General features: G+C 72.3%; 25 protein-coding genes. 14 read left to right on the forward strand and 11 right to left on the reverse strand.

Annotated features, from left to right (window positions below):
- Nucleotides 1-3 precede the first annotated feature (3 nt).
- On the reverse strand, nucleotides 4-828 hold the full coding sequence (locus ACZ6YG_RS32615) for a spheroidene monooxygenase (protein WP_466020123.1): 825 nt from the start codon (nucleotides 826-828) through the stop codon (nucleotides 4-6).
- On the opposite strand from ACZ6YG_RS32615, the gene ACZ6YG_RS32620 reads away from it, so the two are divergent.
- On the forward strand, nucleotides 803-1399 hold the full coding sequence (locus tag ACZ6YG_RS32620) for a glycerol-3-phosphate acyltransferase (protein WP_364228907.1): 597 nt from the start codon (nucleotides 803-805) through the stop codon (nucleotides 1397-1399). The genes ACZ6YG_RS32615 and ACZ6YG_RS32620 overlap by 26 nt on opposite strands.
- Here the strand turns inward: ACZ6YG_RS32620 and ACZ6YG_RS32625 are convergent.
- From ACZ6YG_RS32625 to ACZ6YG_RS32635, 3 genes are read right to left on the reverse strand one after another with little or no spacing between them, the layout of a single operon-like run.
- A complete protein-coding gene (locus ACZ6YG_RS32625; protein WP_466020124.1) occupies nucleotides 1350-2465 on the reverse strand; it encodes a glycosyltransferase family 2 protein in 1116 nt (371 codons plus the stop codon). The two genes, ACZ6YG_RS32620 and ACZ6YG_RS32625, sit on opposite strands and share 50 nt — an antisense overlap.
- Complete coding sequence (locus tag ACZ6YG_RS32630) at nucleotides 2462-3922, reverse strand: phytoene desaturase family protein (RefSeq protein WP_466020125.1); 1461 nt, start codon at nucleotides 3920-3922, stop codon at nucleotides 2462-2464. The genes ACZ6YG_RS32625 and ACZ6YG_RS32630 overlap by 4 nt, the downstream gene beginning before the upstream one ends.
- Complete coding sequence (locus ACZ6YG_RS32635; protein ID WP_261808971.1) at nucleotides 3910-4677, reverse strand: carotenoid biosynthesis protein; 768 nt, start codon at nucleotides 4675-4677, stop codon at nucleotides 3910-3912. Before ACZ6YG_RS32635 ends, ACZ6YG_RS32630 begins: the two co-directional genes overlap by 13 nt.
- 170 nt (nucleotides 4678-4847) lie before the next feature.
- Here ACZ6YG_RS32635 and ACZ6YG_RS32640 point away from each other — a divergent pair, with 170 nt between their 5' ends.
- From ACZ6YG_RS32640 to ACZ6YG_RS32680, 9 genes are all read left to right on the forward strand, one after another.
- Nucleotides 4848-5807: a YbgA family protein gene (locus tag ACZ6YG_RS32640; protein WP_466020126.1), complete on the forward strand. Its 960-nt coding sequence runs from the start codon at nucleotides 4848-4850 to the stop codon at nucleotides 5805-5807.
- A 28-nt stretch (nucleotides 5808-5835) separates the two neighbouring features.
- Nucleotides 5836-6066 carry a hypervirulence associated TUDOR domain-containing protein gene (locus ACZ6YG_RS32645; RefSeq protein ID WP_148035746.1) on the forward strand — a complete coding sequence of 77 codons (231 nt, stop codon included), beginning with the start codon at nucleotides 5836-5838 and terminating at the stop codon, nucleotides 6064-6066.
- Nucleotides 6066-6398: a DUF3140 domain-containing protein gene (locus ACZ6YG_RS32650; protein ID WP_148035747.1), complete on the forward strand. Its 333-nt coding sequence runs from the start codon at nucleotides 6066-6068 to the stop codon at nucleotides 6396-6398. Before ACZ6YG_RS32645 ends, ACZ6YG_RS32650 begins: the two co-directional genes overlap by 1 nt.
- A 92-nt stretch (nucleotides 6399-6490) precedes the next feature.
- Complete coding sequence (locus ACZ6YG_RS32655) at nucleotides 6491-6676, forward strand: hypothetical protein (protein WP_148035748.1); 186 nt, start codon at nucleotides 6491-6493, stop codon at nucleotides 6674-6676.
- A 77-nt stretch (nucleotides 6677-6753) separates the two neighbouring features.
- The gene (locus ACZ6YG_RS32660) at nucleotides 6754-7143 is read left to right on the forward strand and encodes an ArsR/SmtB family transcription factor (protein ID WP_271275534.1); all 390 of its coding nucleotides are present in this window, start codon (nucleotides 6754-6756) and stop codon (nucleotides 7141-7143) included.
- Nucleotides 7143-8042, forward strand: coding sequence for a cation diffusion facilitator family transporter (locus tag ACZ6YG_RS32665; RefSeq protein ID WP_466020127.1), 900 nt, complete (start codon nucleotides 7143-7145; stop codon nucleotides 8040-8042). Before ACZ6YG_RS32660 ends, ACZ6YG_RS32665 begins: the two co-directional genes overlap by 1 nt.
- Nucleotides 8043-8141: 99 nt before the next feature.
- A complete protein-coding gene (locus ACZ6YG_RS32670; RefSeq protein ID WP_397196372.1) occupies nucleotides 8142-8579 on the forward strand; it encodes a hypothetical protein in 438 nt (145 codons plus the stop codon).
- A gap of 35 nt (nucleotides 8580-8614) precedes the next feature.
- Nucleotides 8615-9160, forward strand: a complete 546-nt coding sequence (locus tag ACZ6YG_RS32675; protein WP_466020128.1) for an MFS transporter — start codon at nucleotides 8615-8617, stop codon at nucleotides 9158-9160.
- Nucleotides 9161-9270: 110 nt separating this feature from the next.
- Nucleotides 9271-9855: a copper resistance protein CopC gene (locus ACZ6YG_RS32680; protein ID WP_397196374.1), complete on the forward strand. Its 585-nt coding sequence runs from the start codon at nucleotides 9271-9273 to the stop codon at nucleotides 9853-9855.
- A gap of 60 nt (nucleotides 9856-9915) precedes the next feature.
- Here ACZ6YG_RS32680 and ACZ6YG_RS32685 read toward each other — a convergent pair whose 3' ends face one another.
- Genes ACZ6YG_RS32685 through ACZ6YG_RS32705 form a run of 5 tightly spaced genes read right to left on the reverse strand, consistent with a single transcriptional unit; the run spans nucleotide 9916 to nucleotide 15124 of the window.
- Nucleotides 9916-11067 (reverse strand): glycoside hydrolase family 68 protein, encoded by a 1152-nt coding sequence (locus ACZ6YG_RS32685; RefSeq protein ID WP_466020129.1) that lies wholly within the window; start codon nucleotides 11065-11067, stop codon nucleotides 9916-9918.
- Nucleotides 11068-11107: 40 nt separating this feature from the next.
- Nucleotides 11108-12001 (reverse strand): ROK family protein, encoded by an 894-nt coding sequence (locus ACZ6YG_RS32690; RefSeq protein ID WP_466020130.1) that lies wholly within the window; start codon nucleotides 11999-12001, stop codon nucleotides 11108-11110.
- Nucleotides 12002-12006: 5 nt separating this feature from the next.
- Nucleotides 12007-12831, reverse strand: a complete 825-nt coding sequence (locus ACZ6YG_RS32695) for a carbohydrate ABC transporter permease (protein ID WP_148035756.1) — start codon at nucleotides 12829-12831, stop codon at nucleotides 12007-12009.
- Complete coding sequence (locus tag ACZ6YG_RS32700; protein ID WP_148035757.1) at nucleotides 12828-13754, reverse strand: carbohydrate ABC transporter permease; 927 nt, start codon at nucleotides 13752-13754, stop codon at nucleotides 12828-12830. The genes ACZ6YG_RS32695 and ACZ6YG_RS32700 overlap by 4 nt, the downstream gene beginning before the upstream one ends.
- Before the next feature lie 8 nt (nucleotides 13755-13762).
- Nucleotides 13763-15124: an ABC transporter substrate-binding protein gene (locus tag ACZ6YG_RS32705; RefSeq protein WP_148035758.1), complete on the reverse strand. Its 1362-nt coding sequence runs from the start codon at nucleotides 15122-15124 to the stop codon at nucleotides 13763-13765.
- A 144-nt stretch (nucleotides 15125-15268) separates the two neighbouring features.
- Here ACZ6YG_RS32705 and ACZ6YG_RS32710 point away from each other — a divergent pair, with 144 nt between their 5' ends.
- Nucleotides 15269-16327, forward strand: a complete 1059-nt coding sequence (locus ACZ6YG_RS32710; protein ID WP_271275544.1) for a LacI family DNA-binding transcriptional regulator — start codon at nucleotides 15269-15271, stop codon at nucleotides 16325-16327.
- 33 nt (nucleotides 16328-16360) lie between these two features.
- Entirely contained in the window at nucleotides 16361-16972 is a 612-nt protein-coding gene (locus ACZ6YG_RS32715) for a YdeI/OmpD-associated family protein (protein WP_466020131.1), read from the forward strand.
- Here ACZ6YG_RS32715 and ACZ6YG_RS32720 read toward each other — a convergent pair.
- Nucleotides 16926-17561 (reverse strand): TetR/AcrR family transcriptional regulator, encoded by a 636-nt coding sequence (locus tag ACZ6YG_RS32720; RefSeq protein WP_466020132.1) that lies wholly within the window; start codon nucleotides 17559-17561, stop codon nucleotides 16926-16928. The two genes, ACZ6YG_RS32715 and ACZ6YG_RS32720, sit on opposite strands and share 47 nt — an antisense overlap.
- Before the next feature lie 143 nt (nucleotides 17562-17704).
- On the opposite strand from ACZ6YG_RS32720, the gene ACZ6YG_RS32725 reads away from it, so the two are divergent.
- Nucleotides 17705-18337 carry an FMN-dependent NADH-azoreductase gene (locus ACZ6YG_RS32725; protein ID WP_148035763.1) on the forward strand — a complete coding sequence of 211 codons (633 nt, stop codon included), beginning with the start codon at nucleotides 17705-17707 and terminating at the stop codon, nucleotides 18335-18337.
- A gap of 69 nt (nucleotides 18338-18406) precedes the next feature.
- Here ACZ6YG_RS32725 and ACZ6YG_RS32730 read toward each other — a convergent pair whose 3' ends face one another.
- A complete protein-coding gene (locus tag ACZ6YG_RS32730) occupies nucleotides 18407-18733 on the reverse strand; it encodes a rhodanese-like domain-containing protein (RefSeq protein WP_148035764.1) in 327 nt (108 codons plus the stop codon).
- 82 nt (nucleotides 18734-18815) lie between these two features.
- On the opposite strand from ACZ6YG_RS32730, the gene ACZ6YG_RS32735 reads away from it, so the two are divergent.
- A complete protein-coding gene (locus ACZ6YG_RS32735; protein ID WP_148035765.1) occupies nucleotides 18816-19385 on the forward strand; it encodes a TetR/AcrR family transcriptional regulator in 570 nt (189 codons plus the stop codon).
- The last annotated feature ends 60 nt before the right edge of the window (nucleotides 19386-19445 follow it).

A 19445-nucleotide genomic window follows, 5' to 3' on the forward strand; every position in this document is an offset into this window, starting at 1 on the left:
TCCTCAGCGCAGCGGATCGGCTCCGTCCCAGGTGCCCTCACTGGCGTACGGGGTGAAACGGGCGAACAGCTCCTCCGCGTACCAGTCGTCGGCCCGCACGCGCTCGATGACCCGCCGGTGCGCCTCGCCCCGGTAGGCGAAGGCGCGCACCGCCTCGCGGTCGCGCCAGAGCGAGAAGGTCGCCTGCCGGGCCAGCGGCCACTCGCCGATGCCGATCGAGGCCAGGCAGCCGTCCTGCCGCCGCAGCAACTCGTCGACCGGCGGCACCGACCGGTAGAACGCGACCAGGCGGCGAGACCGGATCGACGCCCTCGTGAGCACCGCCACCGGCCCGCCACCCCGGCACGCCGCGCCCGCCCCGAAGCCCTCCGAAGACTCGGAAGACCTCTCGGCCCCCGGGTTGTGGGAAAGCTCGCCAGATACCCCGGAAGCCCCGCCCGCACCCGAGACCCGTTCGCCCCTGGAGGTTCGGCTGGTCTTGGAGGCGAAGGGGTCGCGGCCCGACCAGGCGCCGCGCGAGGCCATCGGGGACAGCCGCGCCTGCCAGTATTCGGACGCCTCAGCCCGCCAGCGGGCCGCGATCGGCGAGGCGCGCAGGAACTCGTCCAGATCGTCCTCGCCGCGCCAGACCGCGAACAGCGCCCACCGGCGCAGGTCGGCGCCGAGGGACATGGCCCGGCCGCGGCCGGTGCCGAGCAGCCGCCAGAACAGCAGCCCGCCGGTGCGCCGCAACAACGGCCGGTCGAAGGCCATGTGCCGCATCGCGCGGGCGCTGTCGTACCGGATGAGGTGGAACGACGCGATGGTTGAGGTGGTGGTGTCGGTCATGGCCGGCTACCTGCTCGGCTCGGTGCCGGTGGCGGTCCTGGTGGCGCGGGCGCACGGCGTGGACCCGCGCGACGTCGGCGACCGCAACCCCGGGTACTGGAACGTCAAGGAGCAGCTCGGCCTGCGGGCCGCCGTGCCGGTGTTCGCCGGTGACACGCTCAAGGGCGCGCTGGCCGCCCTCGTGGCGCTCCTGGTCAGCGGCGTCCACACCACCGCGCTCGGCGTCGTCACCGGGGCGAGCGCGCTGCCGGTGTACCTGGCGGTGGCGGCGGCCATGGCGGGGCACGCTTGGCCGATCTTCGCCGGCTTCCGCGGCGGCCGTTCGATCCTGACCTTCGCGGGGGGCGTCGCGGTCATCTGTCCTCCGGCGTTCGTGCTGGCGGTGACGGCGCTGGTGGTCACCGCCGTGGCGCTGCGCTCGTTCGCGGTGGGGGCGCGCCTGGCGGTGTTCGGCGTGCCGGTGCTGCAACTGCTGTTCGCGCCCGTGGAGCTGGTGGCGGCCACCGGGGGGCTGATGTGCCTCATCGGGCTGCGCTTCGGCCAGGCCGCGCTCGCCGAGCGCCGCCGCTGACCTCCGGGTACGTACGACCGCGCCAGGTCCGTACGGGACGCAGCGTCGCCTGGGTGAGCCGGAACGCGGCGGCGGGGTCGAGCAGCGGCGACAGCAGCAGGCCCAGGCCGGGGGCGCGGTAGCTGCCGCGCAGCGCGCCTGTGAGCAGCAGCCGCGCCGCCAGCAGCGCCGTGTCCAGACGGGTGGGGCGGCCGGCCGCCAGTCGGAGCACCGGCAGCGCCCCGGTCAGCCAGATGACGGCCAGATCCGCCGCCTGCCAGCCGGGGCCCGTGACGTCGCGCAGCGGGAGCGAGCGGCCCCACTCCCGCCACAGCTCACCCACCGAGTCGTGCATGTCGACCTCCAGCAGGCCGCCCGCGTCCAGGAAGCCGACCGTCCAGCCCTGCCCCGCCAGGCGCCTGGCCAGCGCCACGTCGTCGGTCATCCGGTCGCGTACCAGCGCGAACCCGTCCGCTTCTGCCATCCGGGCGCGCCGGAAGGCCATGCACTGGCCGTTGGCGACGGCGCGGTGCGGCGGCGGCGGGCTCGCCGGGCCGACGGGCCCGAACCGGTAGACCAGCGTCGCCAGCATGGAGGCGTGCAGGGCCTGTTCGAGCACGCCGTCGCAGACGAACCGGGGGCCGGCGCTCACCAGGTCGTACCGCTCCAGCGTGGCCGCCAGCGCGCCGAACAGGCCGGGCCCCGGCCGGGCGTCGGCGTCCAGGGTGACCACGACCTCGCCGCCGGCCGCCGCCACCCCCTGGCGCAGCGCCCACTGCTTGCCCACCCACCCGCCGGGCAGCGGCTCGCCGGTGACGACCTTGGCCCCGGCCGCTGCCGCCACCTCGGCCGTACCGTCGCGGGAGCCGTCGTCGACCACGATCACCTCGGTGACGGCGGGGTCGGAGAGCGCGGCCCGCAGGCACGGCCCGATCCTGGCTTCCTCGTCGCGCGCCGGGATCACCACGGAGATCGTCACGCCCGCGTCCCGGCGCGGCCGGAGCGGCGGAAGCCGCCGCCGCCCCCGCGCGAGCCTGGCGAGCGCCACCCCGGCGGCGACCGCCTGCACGACGGTGAGCGGCCTCATCGGGGACCGCCTGCGGTCGTGGGCGGCGCGTCCCGGAAGTCCTGGGCCACCAGGTCGGCCACGATGCGGGCGCCCAGTGTCACCATGGGCAGCCCGCCGCCCGGGTGCGCGGAGCCGCCGACCAGGTACAGGCCGCGCCGGGGGCCGCGGTTGCCGGGGCGCAGGAAGGCCGACAGCCTGCCCCGGTAGGCGCTGCCGTAGATGGCGCCGCCCCAAGCCCCGTAGCGGTCGCGCAGGTCCGCCGGGGTGAAGACGTCGGCGAAGCGCAACCGGCCCGCCAGGTCGTGGCCGCGCTCGGCCAGCCGCTCCAGCACCAGATCCCGGTACGCCGCCACGCTGATCGGCCACCGGCCGGGATCGCGGGCGGGCACGTTGACCAGCATCGTCCAGTTCTCCGCGTCCGCCGGGGCCTGCGAGGGGTCGTCCACGGCCGAGCAGCCGACGTAGATCGTCGGGTCGAGCGGCGGGCTCCCCCGGTCGAAGACGTCGGCGAACTCCCGTTCGTAGTCGGCCGAGAACAGCACCGCATGGTGCGGCAGGCCGGGCGTGCGCCCCTCCACGCCGGCCAGCACCAGCAGCGCCGACGACGAGCGCCCCAGCCGGGCGATCCTGCGCAGCCGCCCACGGTCGGGCAGCAGGCGGCCGTACAGCGCGGCGGCGTCGGTGTTGGCCACCACGACGTCCGACCGGACCCTCTCCCCGCTCGCCAGCCGGACCCCCGTGACGGCGGAGCCACCGGCCTCGACCGCCGCGACCGGCTCGGACAGGAACACCTGCACCCCCGCCGCCTTCAGCAGCAGACCCAGGTCGTCGGCCAGCCGGGCCAGGCCGCCCGGCGCGTACCAGACGCCCTGCCCGTGCTCCAGCGCGGGGACGCACCCCAGCGCGGCGGGCGCGCGGTACGGGCTGGACCCGGCGTAGGTGGCGTAGCGGCCGACGTACTGCCGCAGCCTGGCGTCACGGAAGTAGCGGCGGGCCAGCCCGTCGAGGGTGCGCGCGGGCGCCACGGCCAGCAGGTCGGACAGCCGGGCCTCACCGGGGCGCCGGATCAGCGGCCCGGCGAACACGGTCCGGTCCGCCGCCTCCAGGGCACCCCTGGCCCAGCCGTGGAAGGCCCGCCAGGCCCGCCCTTCGCCGGGGGCCAGCCGCTCCACCTCCGCGGCCATGCGTTCGGGGTCGCGCCGGGCGTCCAGCACCGTGCCGTCGGCGAACCGGTACCGGCACAGCGGGTCAGGTTCGATCAGCTCGCGGTCCAGGCCCAGCTCGCGGAAGAGGCCGGGCATGGTCAGCAGCGACGGCCCCAGGGAGAAGGCGAACCCGTCACGGCGATACTCGGCCAGCTTGCCGCCCAGCCGGGGCAGCTGCTCGTACAGCCGGACCTCGTGCCCCCGCCGGGCCAGCAGCAGCGCGCACGCCATGCCGCCCACGCCGCCGCCGACCACCGTCACCTCTGCCATGACCGCCTCCAGGCCGGCGCGGCGAACGCGCCCATCGTGATCCCGCCGGCCGCCGCCACCAGCGGGTCGGTCGGGTCGAACACCGCGGCGAAGGCGATCGTCTCCATGACCGCCATGACCGTGTAGACCGCGAGCAGCCCCCGCCCCGGCGCGGCGTCGCCGGCGACGCGCCCGACGACCAGCATGACCAGGGCCGACACCAGCAGCCAGCCGGCGAAGTTGCTCAACGGGATGCCCCGGTAGAAGCCGTCGTCCGCCGCCCACGTCCACAGGCCGAGTCGGACCATCTGCGGGTCGAGGAACAGGTCCCACGCCGTCAGCGCGGCCGCGCCCGCGCAGACGCGCGCCCAGCCGCCGAAGAGGGTGGCGGCGACCGCGTACGCGGCGAGCCCCATGCCGCCCCACGCCACCGCCACCACGACGGGCACGCCGCCCACCTGGGGCCACAGCACGTCGCTGTAGGCGTACTCGCCGAACGGGAACCCGGTCAGCACCCCGACCACCTCGGCCGCGTACCCGGTCAGCACGGCCGCCCCGAACGCGGCCAGCGCCCGGCGCGTCCCCCACGCGCCGGCGGCGAAGGCGACGGCGGACGCGGCGAGCAGCGCCACGATCAGCCCGGTGAACCGTTCCGGCCGCGCGGCCAGCCCGGACGCCACCTGGAGGCCGACCATGGCCAGCAGGGACAGGACTCCCAGGGCGCGGGCCGGCCCGAGGGCCACGCGCCCCGCCTGTTCGCTTCTCGTCTGTTCCACACACTGTCTTTCGAAGCCGTCGCGATCACGGATGCACGTGCCCGATGGCGTCCCAAACGAGCGCCATGGCGGTCCGAGCATCGGGACAAGATTTCCCCGCGCCGCTGTGACCAGGTCCGACGCCGGCCTGCGGGTGGCGTGCGGCGACCCGTTGTGGGCAGCTGTGGGGCATGGTTGAGGACCAGTGCCTGGGCAGGCCGCGGGTGGCGGTGTCGAGCTGCCTGCTCGGCGCGCGCGTACGGCACAACGGCAACCACAGCCGTGCCCGCTACCTCACCGACGAGCTGGCGCCGTTCGTGGACTGGGTGCCGATCTGCCCGGAGATGGAGATCGGCCTCGGCACCCCCCGCGAGTCGCTGCGGCTCGAACGCTCCCCCAGCGGCCCCCGGCTCATGACCAGGAACACCGGCTGTGACCTCACGCCCGCCATGACCGGGCTGGCCGCCGAGCGGTCCGCCGGGCTGGACGTCGACGGGTACGTGTTCAAGGCGAAGAGCCCGAGCTGCGGCATCCACGGCATCCCGCTCTACGACGGGGAGACGATGGTGACCCGGCAGAACCGGGGCCTGTTCGCCGACGCGGTGATCGAGAGCCATCCCCTGCTGCCCGTGGAGGACGAGGGCCGGCTCCGCGACGCCGTCCTGCGGGAGGCGTTCACCGAGCGGATCTTCGCCCACGCGCGCCTGCGCGAGCTGCTGCGGAGCGACTGGCGGCCGCGCGACCTGGTGGCCTTCCAGTCCCGGCACAAGATGCAGCTGCTCGCGCACTCCACCGAGGGCTACCGCGAGACCGGCCGCCTGGTCGCGGAGGCGGGCACGCGCCCGCGCGAGGAGCTCGCCGGCACGTACGGCACCGCGTTCCGCACCGCGATGGCGGTCAAGGCGTCGGTCGGGCGCAACGTCAACGTCCTGCAGCACTGCCTCGGCATGCTCGGTGACGAGCTCGACCCGGTCCGCCGGGCCGACCTGGCCGAGGTCATCGCCTCCTACCAGGAGCGCCGGGTGGCGCTCAGCGTGCCGCTCGCCCTGCTGCGCCACCACGCCCGCGGCGAAGCCGCCACCTACGTCCAGAACCAGACATACTTCCTCCCGTATCCGGACGAGCTGGGCCTGCGCAACCATGTCGTGTGACGTGCGCGGGCCCGGGTATGCGCAGGTCATGGCCGATAAACGGAAGAAGGACCCGTCGGTGGGCGACGAGGTCACCTGGCGCAGCCACGGTTCCACCGCCCACGGCAAGGTCGAGAAGAAGATCACCAAACGGGAGAAGGAGGCCGGCCGTACCGTGGCCGCCTCGCCCGACGAGCCCCAGTACGTGGTGCGCAGCGAGAAGAGCGGCAAGAAGGCCGTGCACAAGCCGTCGGCCCTGCGCAAGGACAAGGGCTCCTGATGACCGGGGAGGAGGAGCGGGCGATCGCGGCCGAGTTCGGCAAGGCGGTGAACATGACCGCCGGAGAGTTGAAGCGCTGGCTCGACACGGACGAGTCCAAGGCGGTCGGGCAGAAGGACGGCGGCGGCGAGTCCACCGGCCACGAGTCCGGCCGCAGGATCGTCGAACTGCTCCACAAGAAGGAGTCGGCTCTCACCGAGCAGGACTACGCGCACATGCGCAAGGTGATCGGCTACGTGCACCGCCACCTGGCGCAGCGGCCGTCCGGCGACGTCCGGGAGACCAGATGGCGTTACTCGCTGATGAACTGGGGCCACGACCCCCTCAAGTGACCGCGGTCCCGCGTCCGGGATGACACCTGTCACGGCCCTTCGATGACCGCGGTCTCTACCTCGCCACCGCCCCGTCCGGCGAAGATCTGACCATGACGAACGACAAGAAGACCTCCCCCGACTGGACGCTCGGCATGGCCTGCGGGCTGGCCATCGGCATGGGCCTCGGCGTCACCCTGCACGACCTCCTTCTGGGGATCTCGCTGTCCCTCTGCTTGGGGGTCGCCCTCGCGTACGCGCTTGCGCCGCGCGAGGCGGACACCGCGGACGCCGAGTAGCCCTCCTCTGACGGCTTGACAGCTGATCCAGAGCACCGGCTACTCTCTCATATATGAACAGCTCTTCAAGTGACAGTGTGTTGACCATCGACGGGTGCAGCGTCAAGGTGGTCGACGGTGACCGGGTGGCCGCCGTGCGCGAGCGGATGCCCGCCCCCGAGGACGTGGTCGACACCGCCGACGTCTTCGGCCTGCTGTCGGACCCCAACCGGCTGCGGCTGCTGGTCGCGTTGCTGGACGGAGAGCTGTGCGTGTGCGACCTCGCGGCGGTGACCGGGCAGAGCGAGTCGGCCGTCTCCCACGCCCTGCGACTGCTGCGCGCGCACCGCATCGTGGCCGCCCGGCGGTCCGGCCGGATGGCGTACTACCGGCTTGAGGACCCGCACGTGCGGATGCTGCTGGACCTGGCGCTGGAGCACACCGGACACACCGAGGCGATCCACCCAGAGCGCGGCGGGGACCACTGATGGGCACCGGGCACGGGCACGGCCACGCGGCCGGCCGGCACCGCTGGCGGCTGGCGGTCTCCTTCGCCCTGATCGGCGCGTTCTTCGTGGTGGAGCTCGTCTACGGTCTCCTCTCCGGCTCGCTGGCGCTGCTGTCGGACGCCGGCCACATGGCCGCCGACGTGGTCACCCTCGGCGCGGCGCTGATCGCCACGCGGATCGCCACCCGGCCCGACACCACCGGCCGGCGCAGCTACGGCTCCTACCGCGCCGAGGTGTTCGCCTCGCTGCTGGCCGTGGTGCTGATGATCGTCGTCTCGGTCTACGTGGTGGCCGAGGCGATCGGCCGCATCGGCCACCACGTGGCGGTCTCCTCCGGCCCGATGCTGGTCGTCGGCGCGCTCGGCCTGGCCGTCAACCTGGTCGCCCTGATGCTGCTGCGTTCCGGCGCCGCCGAGAGCCTGAACGTCAAGGGCGCCTACCTGGAGGTCGTGGCCGACACCGCCGGCTCCGTCGGCGTCATCGTCGCCGGCTGGCTGGTCGCGACCACCGGCCGGCCCATCTGGGACACCGTCATCGCCCTGGCCATCGGCGTCTTCGTCGCCGCCCGGGCGATCTCGCTCGGCCGCCAGGTCTTCGCCGTGCTGGGCCAGCACGTCCCCGAAGGCATCGACGCCGGCGCCGTGGCCCAGGACCTGTCCGCCATCGACGGCGTCCGCGACGTGCACGACCTGCACCTGTGGACGCTGACGTCCGGCATGAACGTCGCCACCGCCCACCTGGTCACCGCCGACCAGAGCGACAACCACGCGGTGCTGGACCAGGCGCGCGACCTGCTGCTCCAGCGGCACGGCGTGGCGCACGCCACCTTGCAGGTCGAGCCCGCCGACCACAGCGGCTGCGACGAACTCGGCTGGTGACCCGAGCCCGGGGGCGGACGCGGCGCCGATCGAACTTCTTCGCCCGGGGTGCGTATCTCGGTATGGAAGAGCTCTGCCTACACCCCCGGGGACCGCACCATGAAGACTTTCGTCGGCAAGCCGCTCGGCGCCGCGTGCGCCGTGGTTCTCGGCACGCTCCTCACCGCGTGCTCGGCGCCGGCCGCGGGGGAACCCGCGGCGGCGCATCACGCCCACGCGGCTCCACCGGCCGCCGCCGCCAAGCCGGCGACCGCGGCGAGCATCGACCAGATCGGCGCCGCGCTCGGCTGCCCCAGCCCCGACGTGCAGATCGACGCCGACGAGCTACGGCAGGCCGTCTGCCGGACGTCCGCGGCCCACTCCGTCCTGGTCACCTTCACCACGGGCAAGGGCCAGCGCGACTGGCTGGACGCCGCCCAGCCGTACGGCGGCACCTACCTGGTGGGCGAGCGCTGGGTGGTCGTCTCCGACCCGGCGGTGCTGGAAGGCCTGCGCGCGAAGCTCGGCGGCGCCATCGAGTCGACGCAGCACCACTGACCAGGACCGCGACACCCGGCTGAGAGGATGGGCACATGGCCCCGGTCCTCCGTCTGATCCGCGCGGCCGCCTTCGCGGCGGTCTGCGTCGTGGTCTCGGCCTGCGGCCACCTGTTCGCCGGCGGCGGCGCGATATCGGGGTCCGCGCTGGTGATCAGCCTGATCGCGTCCTTCGCCCTCGCCCTCGCCTGCAACAGGCGCGAGCGTACGCGGGAAGCCGTGCTCACCGCGACCGTGCTCGCCCAGCTCGTCCTGCACCAGACGTTCGCGCAGGTCGCGCCCGGCGGCGTCACCTCCACGGACCACGGCCACACGAACGCCGGCATGGCGCTGGTCCACCTGACCCTCGCGCTGCTCAGCGGCTGGTGGCTGCACCAGGGCGAGAGCGTCGTGTGGACGATGCTGCGGCTGTGGGGGGTCGCGCCGCTGCGGCTGCTGCTCCTGGTGCTCGCCTCGCCCGTACGGGCTCCCCGGTGCGTGCGGCCGGTTCGGTCCGCCGGCCGGAGCGGTCCCCGGCGCTCCCTGGAGTTCACGGCGGCGGTGCACCGGCGCGGCCCGCCCGCGCTCGCCCGCGCCGGCTGACGTACGCGTCCCCCGGCGCCCCGTGGTCATCAGGTGCGCGCGTCGTCACAGCCGCGCGCCCGCTCGGCATACCCGGCTGAGGGCCGGGCCTGTACCTACGGAGTTGCACGATGGCGATCGCGCCGCGTTCCATCCTGGCCGCGCTGATATGCGGCCTGCTTGTGGTGTTCTGTTCTCCCGCCGCACTGGCTCACGACTCGTTGAAGGCGAGCTCACCGGCCAAGGACGCCACCGTCACCTCGCTCGACGAGATCGAGCTGGAGTTCACCTCCCGCGTCCGCATGCCCTTCGTGGCCCTGCGCGACGCCGGGGACCGGCAGGTGGACCTCGGCGAGCCGCAGGTCGAGGGGAAGTTCGTCCGGACCGGGGTGCCCGAGCCGCTGCCGGCCGGGAAGTACGTCATCGCCTGGCGGGTGGTGTCGTCCGACGGCCACCCGATCGAGGGCGAGATCCCCTTCACGGCCGAGGGCGAGCCCTCACCGGAGCCGTCCACGCCGACCCCGGCCGCCGAGCGGAGCACGCCGCCGAGCGTCCCCGCCGAGACCACCGCGCCCGCGGCGCCGGAGAGTTCCGCCGTCGCCGCGGCCGAGGCGGGCGACGGGATCCCCGGCTGGATCTGGGTGGCCGCCGCGGCGCTCGCGCTGGTGGGCGTCGGCCTCTGGCTGGCGGGTTCCAGGGCGAAGCGGCCGGAGTGAACGGGCGGACGCCGGGGTTCTCGCGGCCCCGGCGCCGGTCCGTCGGAACACCGACCTCCTTCAGGACGGTGACCATGTGACCGGGCTGACAGAGGTGGTCATGCCGTTGAGTACGAGCCTGAGCATGGGGGCGACGGTGCCGCCGAAACCGGCCCGCGCCTGCGCCGCTCCCGCGGATCGGGGGTCCATGCCCTGGTGGGAGCGGTAGTTGGCGAAGCTGACCACGCGGAGATCCGGCAGCACCAGCCAGGCGTAGGCCTGGTCGGGTGCGACGGAGGGGTTCTGGATCACGAGTCCGGAGCCGTTCAGCGGTTCGTACGGGCCGGTCAGGCTGGGCGCGGCGAAGCCGTACAGCCCCGTGGGCGCACAGTCGGCCGGGTGGAACGAATGGCGGTGGGTGGAGAAGAAGAGGTAGTACCAGGAGTCGTGCACGATGACGTGCGGTCGCTCCAGCTCGTGGTTGACGCCTTCGGCGACGAGCAGGGGCGGAAGCAGGGACCAGGCGCCGTCCCGTGACTCGGCCAGGGCGATCGCACCGGTGAAGCCGTCCTCCCAGGCGGTGGACGCGGCGACGAGCAGGTAGTCGCGCCCGTCGGCCGGGTCGCGGAACCAGCCGGGATCGCGGAAGGCTCTGATGCGGCCCGGCGCCCCGTCGGACTCGTCGGCCGGCAGATACGTCAGGCCGTCGGAGCGCAGGACCTCGCGGTGCTCGGCGTCTCGTCCCAGCAGGACCCCGCCGCGGTCCGCGACCAGGGCGGGGCGGGTCTCGATGACGCTCTGCCGGTAGGTCGGGCGTGCTTCGCCCCGCCGTCCGGCGGCCGTGTAGAACACGGACACGGTGCCGTCGGGCCGGCGGACCGCTGACCCCGACCATTCACGGCTGCCGGGCGAGGCGCCGTCAGCGAAGGCGTTCCCCAGGTCCTCCCACGCGTCGCCGCTCTTGCCGAGCAGGCGGATCCGGGCCTGGTCATGGCGCTCTTCGGGATGACCGAGGGCGGGAGCCGACAGGGCCATCCACAGTTCCCGGCCGCCGATCACGCTCGGTGAGCCGTCCTCCTCCTGAATCGGCCACAGGTCCCACAGATCGAGGTCCGGCAGGATCCTCGGCAGGGCCGGGGGATCGATGACGGGAGCCGTGGCCGTGCCGGTCTCGGTGAGCTGATCGAGGTGCCGGCGGGTCCATGGGGCGCCTGACCGTCCTCGGGAGTGCATGGATGATCTCTTCTTTCACTGGTCGGATGTGCTCTGCCGGTCACGCGAAGCAGCGCATGGCGAGTTCGACGGCGCCCGTGATTCCCGCGTGGTCGCCGAGCGAAGGGCTGACCACGTACTCGTCCATGGCGGCCCGATCGGTCAGCGCCGAGATCGCGGGGTAGCCGGCGGCGAGGTCGAACGCGCGTGCCCTCGTTCGTCCCATCAGCCCGGCGCGCCTGGTGACGCCACCCCCGACGATGATCCGCTCGGGTGACAGCGCGTAGGTCAGGTTCATGACGGCGTGGGCCACGTATTCGGCCTCGAGCTCCCACGCCGCCGGGTCGTCCAGGTCCTCGGCGCGCTGTCCCCACCGCCGGCGCATCGCCTCGCCGGAGGCGAGGCCTTCCAGGCAGTCCCCGTGAAAGGGGCAACTGCCCGCGAACGGGTCCCTGGTCCGATCGTGCGGGATGCGGACGTGGCCGAACTCCGGATGCAGCAGACCGTGCAGCGGCCGGCCGTTCACCACCGCTCCCACGCCGATGCCGGTGCCCACGGTCATGTAGGCGACCGTGCCCAGCCCTCGTCCCGCTCCGCGCCGCCACTCGCCCAGCGCGGCGGCGTTCACGTCGGTGTCGAGGCCGACGGGAACGCGCAGCGCGGCGCGCAGCGGGGAGACGACGTCGGTGCCGGACCACCCGGGCTTGGGCGTGGCGGTGATGTGGCCGTACGTCGGTGAGCCCGTCCGCAGATCGACAGGGCCGAAGCTGCCCACGCCGACCGCGGCGAGCGTCCGGTGGTCCCGGAAGAACCGCACGGCCGCGGTGATGGTCGTCTCCGGTGTGGTCGTCGGTATCACGCGGGTCGCGAGCACCTTCCCGTCGGCGTCGGCGATCGCGCACACCCACTTCGTCCCGCCCGCCTCGATCCCGCCGTAGAGCGGCGGCGCGCTCATCGCCGTCATCCTTTCAGTGAGCCCTGCAGCAGGGCCTTGACGAAGTGACGCTGGAAGATGAGGAAGATCACCAGCGTGGGGGTCAGGATCAGCAGTGATCCGGCGCAGAGCAGCGGGATGTCGGTGCCCCACTGGCCCTGGAAAGCGCCCAGCGCGCCGGACATCGTCCGTTTGGCAGGGTCGTCGACCAGGACGATGGCCAGCAGGAACTGGTTCCAGGTCCACAGGAACAGCAGGATGCCCAGGGACGAGATCGCCGGCATGGCCAGGGGGACGTGAATGCGGCGGAACAGCTGCCAGGTAGTGGCGCCGTCCATCCGGGCGCTCTCGGACAGCTCCCCGGGCATGTTGACGAAGTGGGCGCGCATCCAGAAGACGCTGAACGGCATGAACAGGCCGATGAGCGGCAGGATGATGGCCCACCGCGTGTTGAGGAGTCCCATGTCGCGGATCTGGTAGTACAACGGCGTGATGATGCCCTCGAACGGGAGGGTCAGACCGAGCACGAACAGCAGGAAGATCACTCGTCCGCCGATCACGCGCAGGTGGCCGATGGCGAAGCCGGCCATCGTGCCCAGCAGGATCGAGATCGGGACCACACCCAGCACGATGAGCCCGCTCGACTTCAGCAGTTCGCCCATGTTGGCCGCCTCGAAGGCCCGCACGAAGTTGCCCCACTGCGGGTCGTCCGGCCAGGCCAGTCCGGCCGGGTAGGTGCGCGAGGGGTGCAGGGCGGTGACGAACAGGCTGAGGAACGGCAGAAGCGTGACCGCCATCATGAGGATGAGCAGGAACCTGCCGGTCCACGCCTCCCGCCACGCGATGCTCATCGGTCGCCGTCCTTCGCGAACCACTGGATCGGAAGGGCGCAGGCGATCACGAGGACCATGAGCACCACGGCCAGGGCCGAGGCCATGCCAACCTCGCGTTCGGAGAAGGCGAGGTAGAAGATCTGCAGGCCGGGCACCATGGTCGTGTTGCCGGGCCCGCCCTGGGTGGAGATGTAGATGATGTCGAAGCTGGCCAGCGCCGCGATCACGGTCACGGTGACGCAGACCGCGATCTCCTGGCGCAGGCTCGGGACCGTGATGGAGACGAACTCCCGCCACGGCCCGGCGCCGTCGAGCCGGGCCGCCTCGTACAACGCGGGATCGATCTTGCTCATGCCGGCCAGGAGCAGCAGCGTGCACAGGCCCAGCAGGACCCACGCGCCGATCATGCCGACCGCGGGCAGGGCGGTGGCGAAGTCACCCAGCCAGGCCCGCGTCACCCCGCCGAGGCCGATGAGCGAGAGCAACTGGTTGATCACTCCGGTGGAGGCCAGCAGCCAGCTCCACGCGATGCCGGCGGCCACCAGCGGGATGACCTGCGGCAGGAAGAGCACGGTCCGGGCCACGACGGCAAGCCTGCTCTGGGCGATGCGCCTGATCGTCGCGGCGATCGCCAGGCCCAGCACGACGGGGATCGCGCTGAAGAACACGATCAGCTGAAAGGCGTTGACGAGCGAGTCGAACAGGTCGGGATCGGTGAAGACCTTGCCGTAGTTGGCCAGCCCCACCCAGGTGGAGGCGCCGATGCCGTTCCAGTCGTACAGCGAGTACTGGAACGTCAGGGTGATCGGGCGCAGCACGAACACCGCGTAGAAGGCGAGCGCCGGGGCGACGAACAGCCAGCCGACCAGGCCGCGCGTGCCGCCCAGCATGGTCACGACCGGCCGCCGGCGCGCGGCTCGGGCGCCGGCACGGCTGCTCATCACCGGTCTCAGTTCCCTTCGACCTGGGCGGCGTAGTCCGCCTGGACCGTCTTCAGCAGTTCCTGCGGCGTCTGCTCTCCGCCCACCAGCTTCTGCAGTTGCGGCGTCCAGCTCTTGGCGTAGATGGCGCCTGTGGCGTTGGCGATGAAGTCCATCGCGCCGTTGTCCTCGGCGATGTCCGCCCCGGCCGCCAGAGTGCTCGCGGTGACCTGGTCCGAGGCGACGTCCGGCATGTAAGCGTCGGCCGGTCCCATCGGACGCGATCCGCCGACCTCGACGCCGATCGTGCGTGCCTGCTTGTCGGTGGCCACCCAGTCGAGGAAGAAGGCGGCGCAGTCGGCGTTCTTGGCGTTCGCGGCGATGCCGAAGGTGAGGGGGGCCGACATCGCGGCCAGTTTGCCGCCCTGCTGGGCCGGCGGCATCAGGGAGAAGCCGACGTTGCCCGGCATCTGCTTGTCGAGGTTGCCCGACTCCCAGTCGCCGTTGAACATGAACAGGCCCTGACCGTCGATGAAGCGGCTCATCATGGTCGCGTAGTCGACCGCGTTGACGTCCTTCTGGAAGTATCCTGCCTTGATCCATCGCTCCAGGTGCTGGACGGCCTGGAGGTTCGACGGGGTGTCGATGCTGGCGCCGGGCTTCTGGAAGATCCAGTCGTTGATGGGCCCGGCCGGGCCGTAGGAGGCCATGAGGTTTTGCAGCGGGAACGCCAGGCCGCCGGTGGCGCCGCCGTTGAACTGGACGATGGGCGTGATATCCGCCTTCTTGGCCTTCTCCAGCACCTCGTCGAACTCCGCCAGCGTGGTGGGCGGGGCGGACATCCCGATCTTGGTGGCGAGCTCCTTGTTGTAGAAGACGCCGGTCATGCTGGAGTTGAGCCCCAGGGCGTACAGCGAGCCCTCGCCGCGCGGCCGCCCGCCCTGGCCCAGGCGCAGCTGCTCAAGCTGGGAGGCCGGCCACTCGTCCCAGCCGAACGCCGTCGCGTAGCCGTCCAGGTTCTTCAGCAGGTTGTCCTTGACCAGCTCGGAGACCTGGGGCAGGCGCATCAGGTCGGGCGGGTTGTCCGCCAGCACGCGCGGCGCGTTCTGGGTGATCACCGCGAACTGGTCCTCGCGGAGGTTCCACGTGACGTTCGGGTGCTGCTTGGTGAACTCGGTGGTCAGCGCCTTGGGCAGCGGGAAGCCGGTCTCGAAGTAGCCGCTCATGGTGATCGGCTCCGTGCCGCACGTGGGTGCGGAGGACACCGGCGACGAGGCGGTGGCCTGAGGCTGCGGGTTGTCGCTGCCGGGCGCCGCGCAGGCGGCGGCCAGCGTCCCCATGGCGATCACCAGCGCGGCCCCGGACCTGCCGCGGCGACCTCGACGAGCCATGTGCGTCTCCTCTGCTGCTTGGGACGATCGGCGCCGGGCGGCGTCCGCCTCCGTTGCTAAATCGGGTTAGCGCCGATAGTCGCATCCTGCGCGTCGCAGGATGTCAACCCCCTGTAACACACTCTTGACGACCGGAGGTTCTGGGTGAGTCCACGACGGGTCACGCTGGCCGATGTGGCCAAGGCCGCAGGTGTCTCCCGCCCGACCGCTTCGCTGGTGCTGTCCGGCCGCGGCCGCGAACTGCGCATCTCCCAGGACGTCGAGGAGCGAGTGCTCAGAGCGGCCGACGAGTTGCAGTATCGGCCCAACATCGTCTCCGTGGGCCTGCGCAAGGGCACCTCCCAGACGATCGGCTTCATCTCCGACACCGTCGCCACCTCGCGCCTGGCCGGCGACATGATCAAGGGAGCGCTGGAGGCCGCCCGGGACCGGGGCTTCATGCTGTTCATCGGTGAGACGGAAGGCGACCCCGAACTCGAACGCCTCCTGCTGCAGACCATGCAGGACCGCCAGGTCGAGGGGCTCATCCTGGCCTCGATGTTCACCAGGACCATCAAGGTCCCCAAGAGCATGACGGCCTCACCCGCCGTGCTGCTCAACGCGCTTCCCCAGGAGCCCACGCCCTTGCCCGCCGTCCTTCCCGACGAGGTCGAGGCCGGCCGCCTGGCCGCCCGCGTCCTGCTCGACGCCGGCCACCGCGACGGGATCCACCTGATCGGTGCCGGGCCGGGCCTGCGCGACGTGCCCTCGGACAGCGTCGCGGCGGTGGAACGGCTCATCGGCATCCGCGAGACCCTCAGCGAGGCGGGAGTCGAGGTGGCGGGCGCTCGCAGGTGCCCCGACTGGCAGCCGGAATACGGCCTCGCCGCCACGCGCGACCTTCTGGGTACCGTACGGCCGCGTGCGCTGATCTGCTTCAACGACCGGATCGCCATGGGGGCCTACCAGGCACTCGACGACTTCGGGCTCAAGGTCCCCGCGGACGTCTCCGTCGTCTCCTTCGACGACCACCCCATCGCCTCGTGGATGCGGCCCAAGCTGACCACCGTGGCGCTGCCCCACTACGAACTGGGCCGCAAGGCCGTCGACGTGCTGTTCACCGAGATCGACCGCGACCGCTCGGACACCGGCCGGGTGGGCGACGTGCACCGGGTTCCGATGCACGTCCGCAGCCGCGAATCCGTCACGCCGCGGCCTGAGTAGGCGCCGCGGGATCGTCCCGTTAGCCTGATCCGTATGGACGACGGTGTGGAGATCATCGCCTTCCCCGACGCGGAGGCCTTCGAGAACTGGCTGGCCGAGCACCACACGCGGGCGGAAGGCGTCTGGGTCAAGGTGGCCAAGAAGAAGTCCGGCATCCCGTCCGTCACCGAGGACGAACTGGTCGACGTCGGGCTCTGCTGGGGCTGGATCTCGGGGCAGCGACGCGGCCTGGACGACCTCCACTACCTGCAGAAGTACGTCCCGCGCCGCCCCAGGAGCCTGTGGTCGCGGGTCAACGTCGACAAGGTCGCCGAGCTGACGGCCGCGGGGCGGATGCGCGAGCCGGGGCTGGCCGAGGTGCGTCGCGCCCAGGAGGACGGGCGGTGGGATCGCGCGTACGAGTCGCAGAAGAACGCGACGGTGCCGCCCGACCTCGCCGCCCTGCTGGACGCCGACCCGGCTGCCCGGCAGGCGTTCGAGGCGCTCGACAAGACGGGCCGCTACCTCGTGATCCTGCCGCTGCTCCAGGCTTCCACCCCGGAGATCCGGCAGGCCAGGCTCGCCAAGGCGCTGGAGGCGCTGGGGACGGGCGGTCGTCTCACGCGTCCTCCGGGGGAAGGTCGGCCTGGAGGACGCGTTCGATGAGGGTCTGCCAGCTTTCGGCCAGGGGGTGGGCCGCTTCCATGGCCGGTGGCGCGGCGTCCTCGTCCATGGACAGATAGAGCAGCAGCGGGCCTTCCAGTGCGGCGGTGAGCTGGACGGCGAGGGTGTCCGGGTGGGGCAGGCGCGAGCCTGACAGACCGAGGAGCATGCGGATGTGGGGCCGGGTCATGGCGACCTCGCCCACGGGGATCGGCTGGGCGCGGTCCAGGGCGGCCCGGGCGATGGCATGGTGTTCCAGGAGGAAGGCGATGCGGGCGCGGCCGTAGGCGATCAGGCGCTGCGCGGGGTCGGCGCCCGGGCCCAGCGGGGGTGGGCCCGACAGCACCCGCTCCTGGAAGCGGCGCTCCTCCTCGTCGAGCAGGGCACGGAAGATGCCGGCCCGGGTGCGGAAGCGGCGGAAGACGGTGCCCTTGCCCAGACCGGCGCGCTCGGCGAGAGCGTCCATGGTCACCTTCCGCGTCCCGTGCTCAGCGATCATCGCGCGGGCCGCCGCCAGCAACTGCTCGCGGTTGCGTGCCGCGTCCGCGCGCTCACCACGTGGTTTTCCCAGCGGCACGACAGGGAAGTTCACCCGATCAATCTAACCGGGAATGTTAACCGGGGTAAAGTCCGTTTCTCTGTCGAGAGACGCGGGCCCTGGAGCTCTCCGGGCCGTCGCGTGCGACCACCCCCGCGTTCCGCGGGAAGCATCCACCCTGAAGAAGTGATCGATCCATGCACCTGTTCCGACTCGACGCCAGCATCCTCCCGGCCGCCTCCGTCAGCGCCGAGATCGCCGACCGAGCCGAAGCCGAGTGGACCGCCGCCCACCCCTGGGGCACGGTGACCCGCCGCCACCTGGGCACCGACCCGCTGGCCGCCGACGCCTGGGCACAGGCCGCCACCGCCCGCTCCACCCCCGAGGCCGACCGCACCCCGGCGCAGCGCGACGCCCTGGCCCTGGCCGCCGGACTGGCCGGGGAACTCCAGAACGCCGACGCCGTGATCATGGCCGTGCCGATCTACAACTACGGCGTCTCCCAGCACTTCAAGACCTGGTCCGACCTGGCCATGGCGGGCGCGGCCAAGGGCACCCCGCTGCTGAAGGGCACGCCCGCCGTACTGATCACCACACTCGGCGGCGGCTACGGCCCCGGCACCCCGCGCGACGGGTGGGACCACTCGACCCCCTACCTGAAGCGCGTCCTCGCCGACGTCTGGCAGGCGGACCTCACCCTGATCAAGTGTGAGCTCACCCTCGCCGCCACCACCCCGGGCATGGAGGCACTGAGGGACCTCTCCGCCCAGCAGCGCGCCGACGCCCTGGCCGCCGCCCTCGAAGCGGGCCGGTCACTGGCCAAGGCCTGATCCCCGACGGCGACGGCGGGCCCCACGTCCCTGGCGGCCCGCCGTCGCCTCTCCTCTTCACGACGAGGATCATCCGGATTCGGTGGGGAGGCCGGCGTCGGTCCAGTCCTCGATGCCCTCCCGGTACTTGCGGACGTCGGTGTAGCCGAGGGCGGTGAGCCGGTCGGCGACCTGGCCGCTGTTGGGGCACGCCGGGTTGGAGCAGTAGGTGACGATGGCGGCGTCGAGGTCGGGGAGCAGGGCGGGTGCGAGCCTGTCGACGTCTTCCCTGACCAGGGCGATGGCGCCCGGCAGATGCCGCTTCGCGTGGTACTCGCCGCCCAGCGCGTCGACGACGGTCACGGTGCCCGCGTCGATCGCGGCCTTCAGCTCGTCCCGGGTGATGAGTGCGGTCATGCCGCCACCTCCAGAAGAATAGGACTATAGTCCGCTTATGTCTCGTGACAATAGCGGACCGCAGTCCGTTTTCGCAATCCCGTTGGAACTGCTTCTCAAGCCACCCCCGAAGGAACGGGCGGACGCGGCACGCAACCGGGCCGCCGTGCTGGAGGCCGCGGCCCGGCTGTTCGCCGAACACGGCGTGGAGGCGGTGTCCATGGATCAGGTGGCCGCGGCCGCGGGGGTCGGCAAGGGCACCTTGTTCCGCCGGTTCGGTGACAAGTCCGGACTGGCCGCGGCCCTGCTGGACGCCCGCGAGCGTGTGCTGCAGGAGGCGATCCTGCATGGACCGCCGCCGCTCGGCCCCGGCGCGGCAGCCGGCGAGCGACTCGCCGCGTTCGTGGACGCGTACTTCGACTACCTGCTGGAGCACCTGGACCTGATCCGCATGTCGGAGACCGCGGCGCCGGGTGCCCGCTACCGGATCGGGGCCTACCGGTTCTGGCACCGCCATGTGGCGATCCTGCTCGACGGCACGCCCGACCCCGACTACACCGCCCATGCGGTGCTGGCCGCCTTGTCGGCCGAGCACGTGTCCGCTCTCCTGCCGGAGCTGGGCGAGAAGCGGATACGCGCCGGCCTTCATCGCCTCGCTCGTACGGCGGGATGAGCCCGCGCGACCGGCCACCCATTCCCCGCTAGAACCTCCCAGAACCCTTGACTCACACTC

Source organism: Nonomuraea sp. NPDC054003 (genome assembly GCF_055585125.1).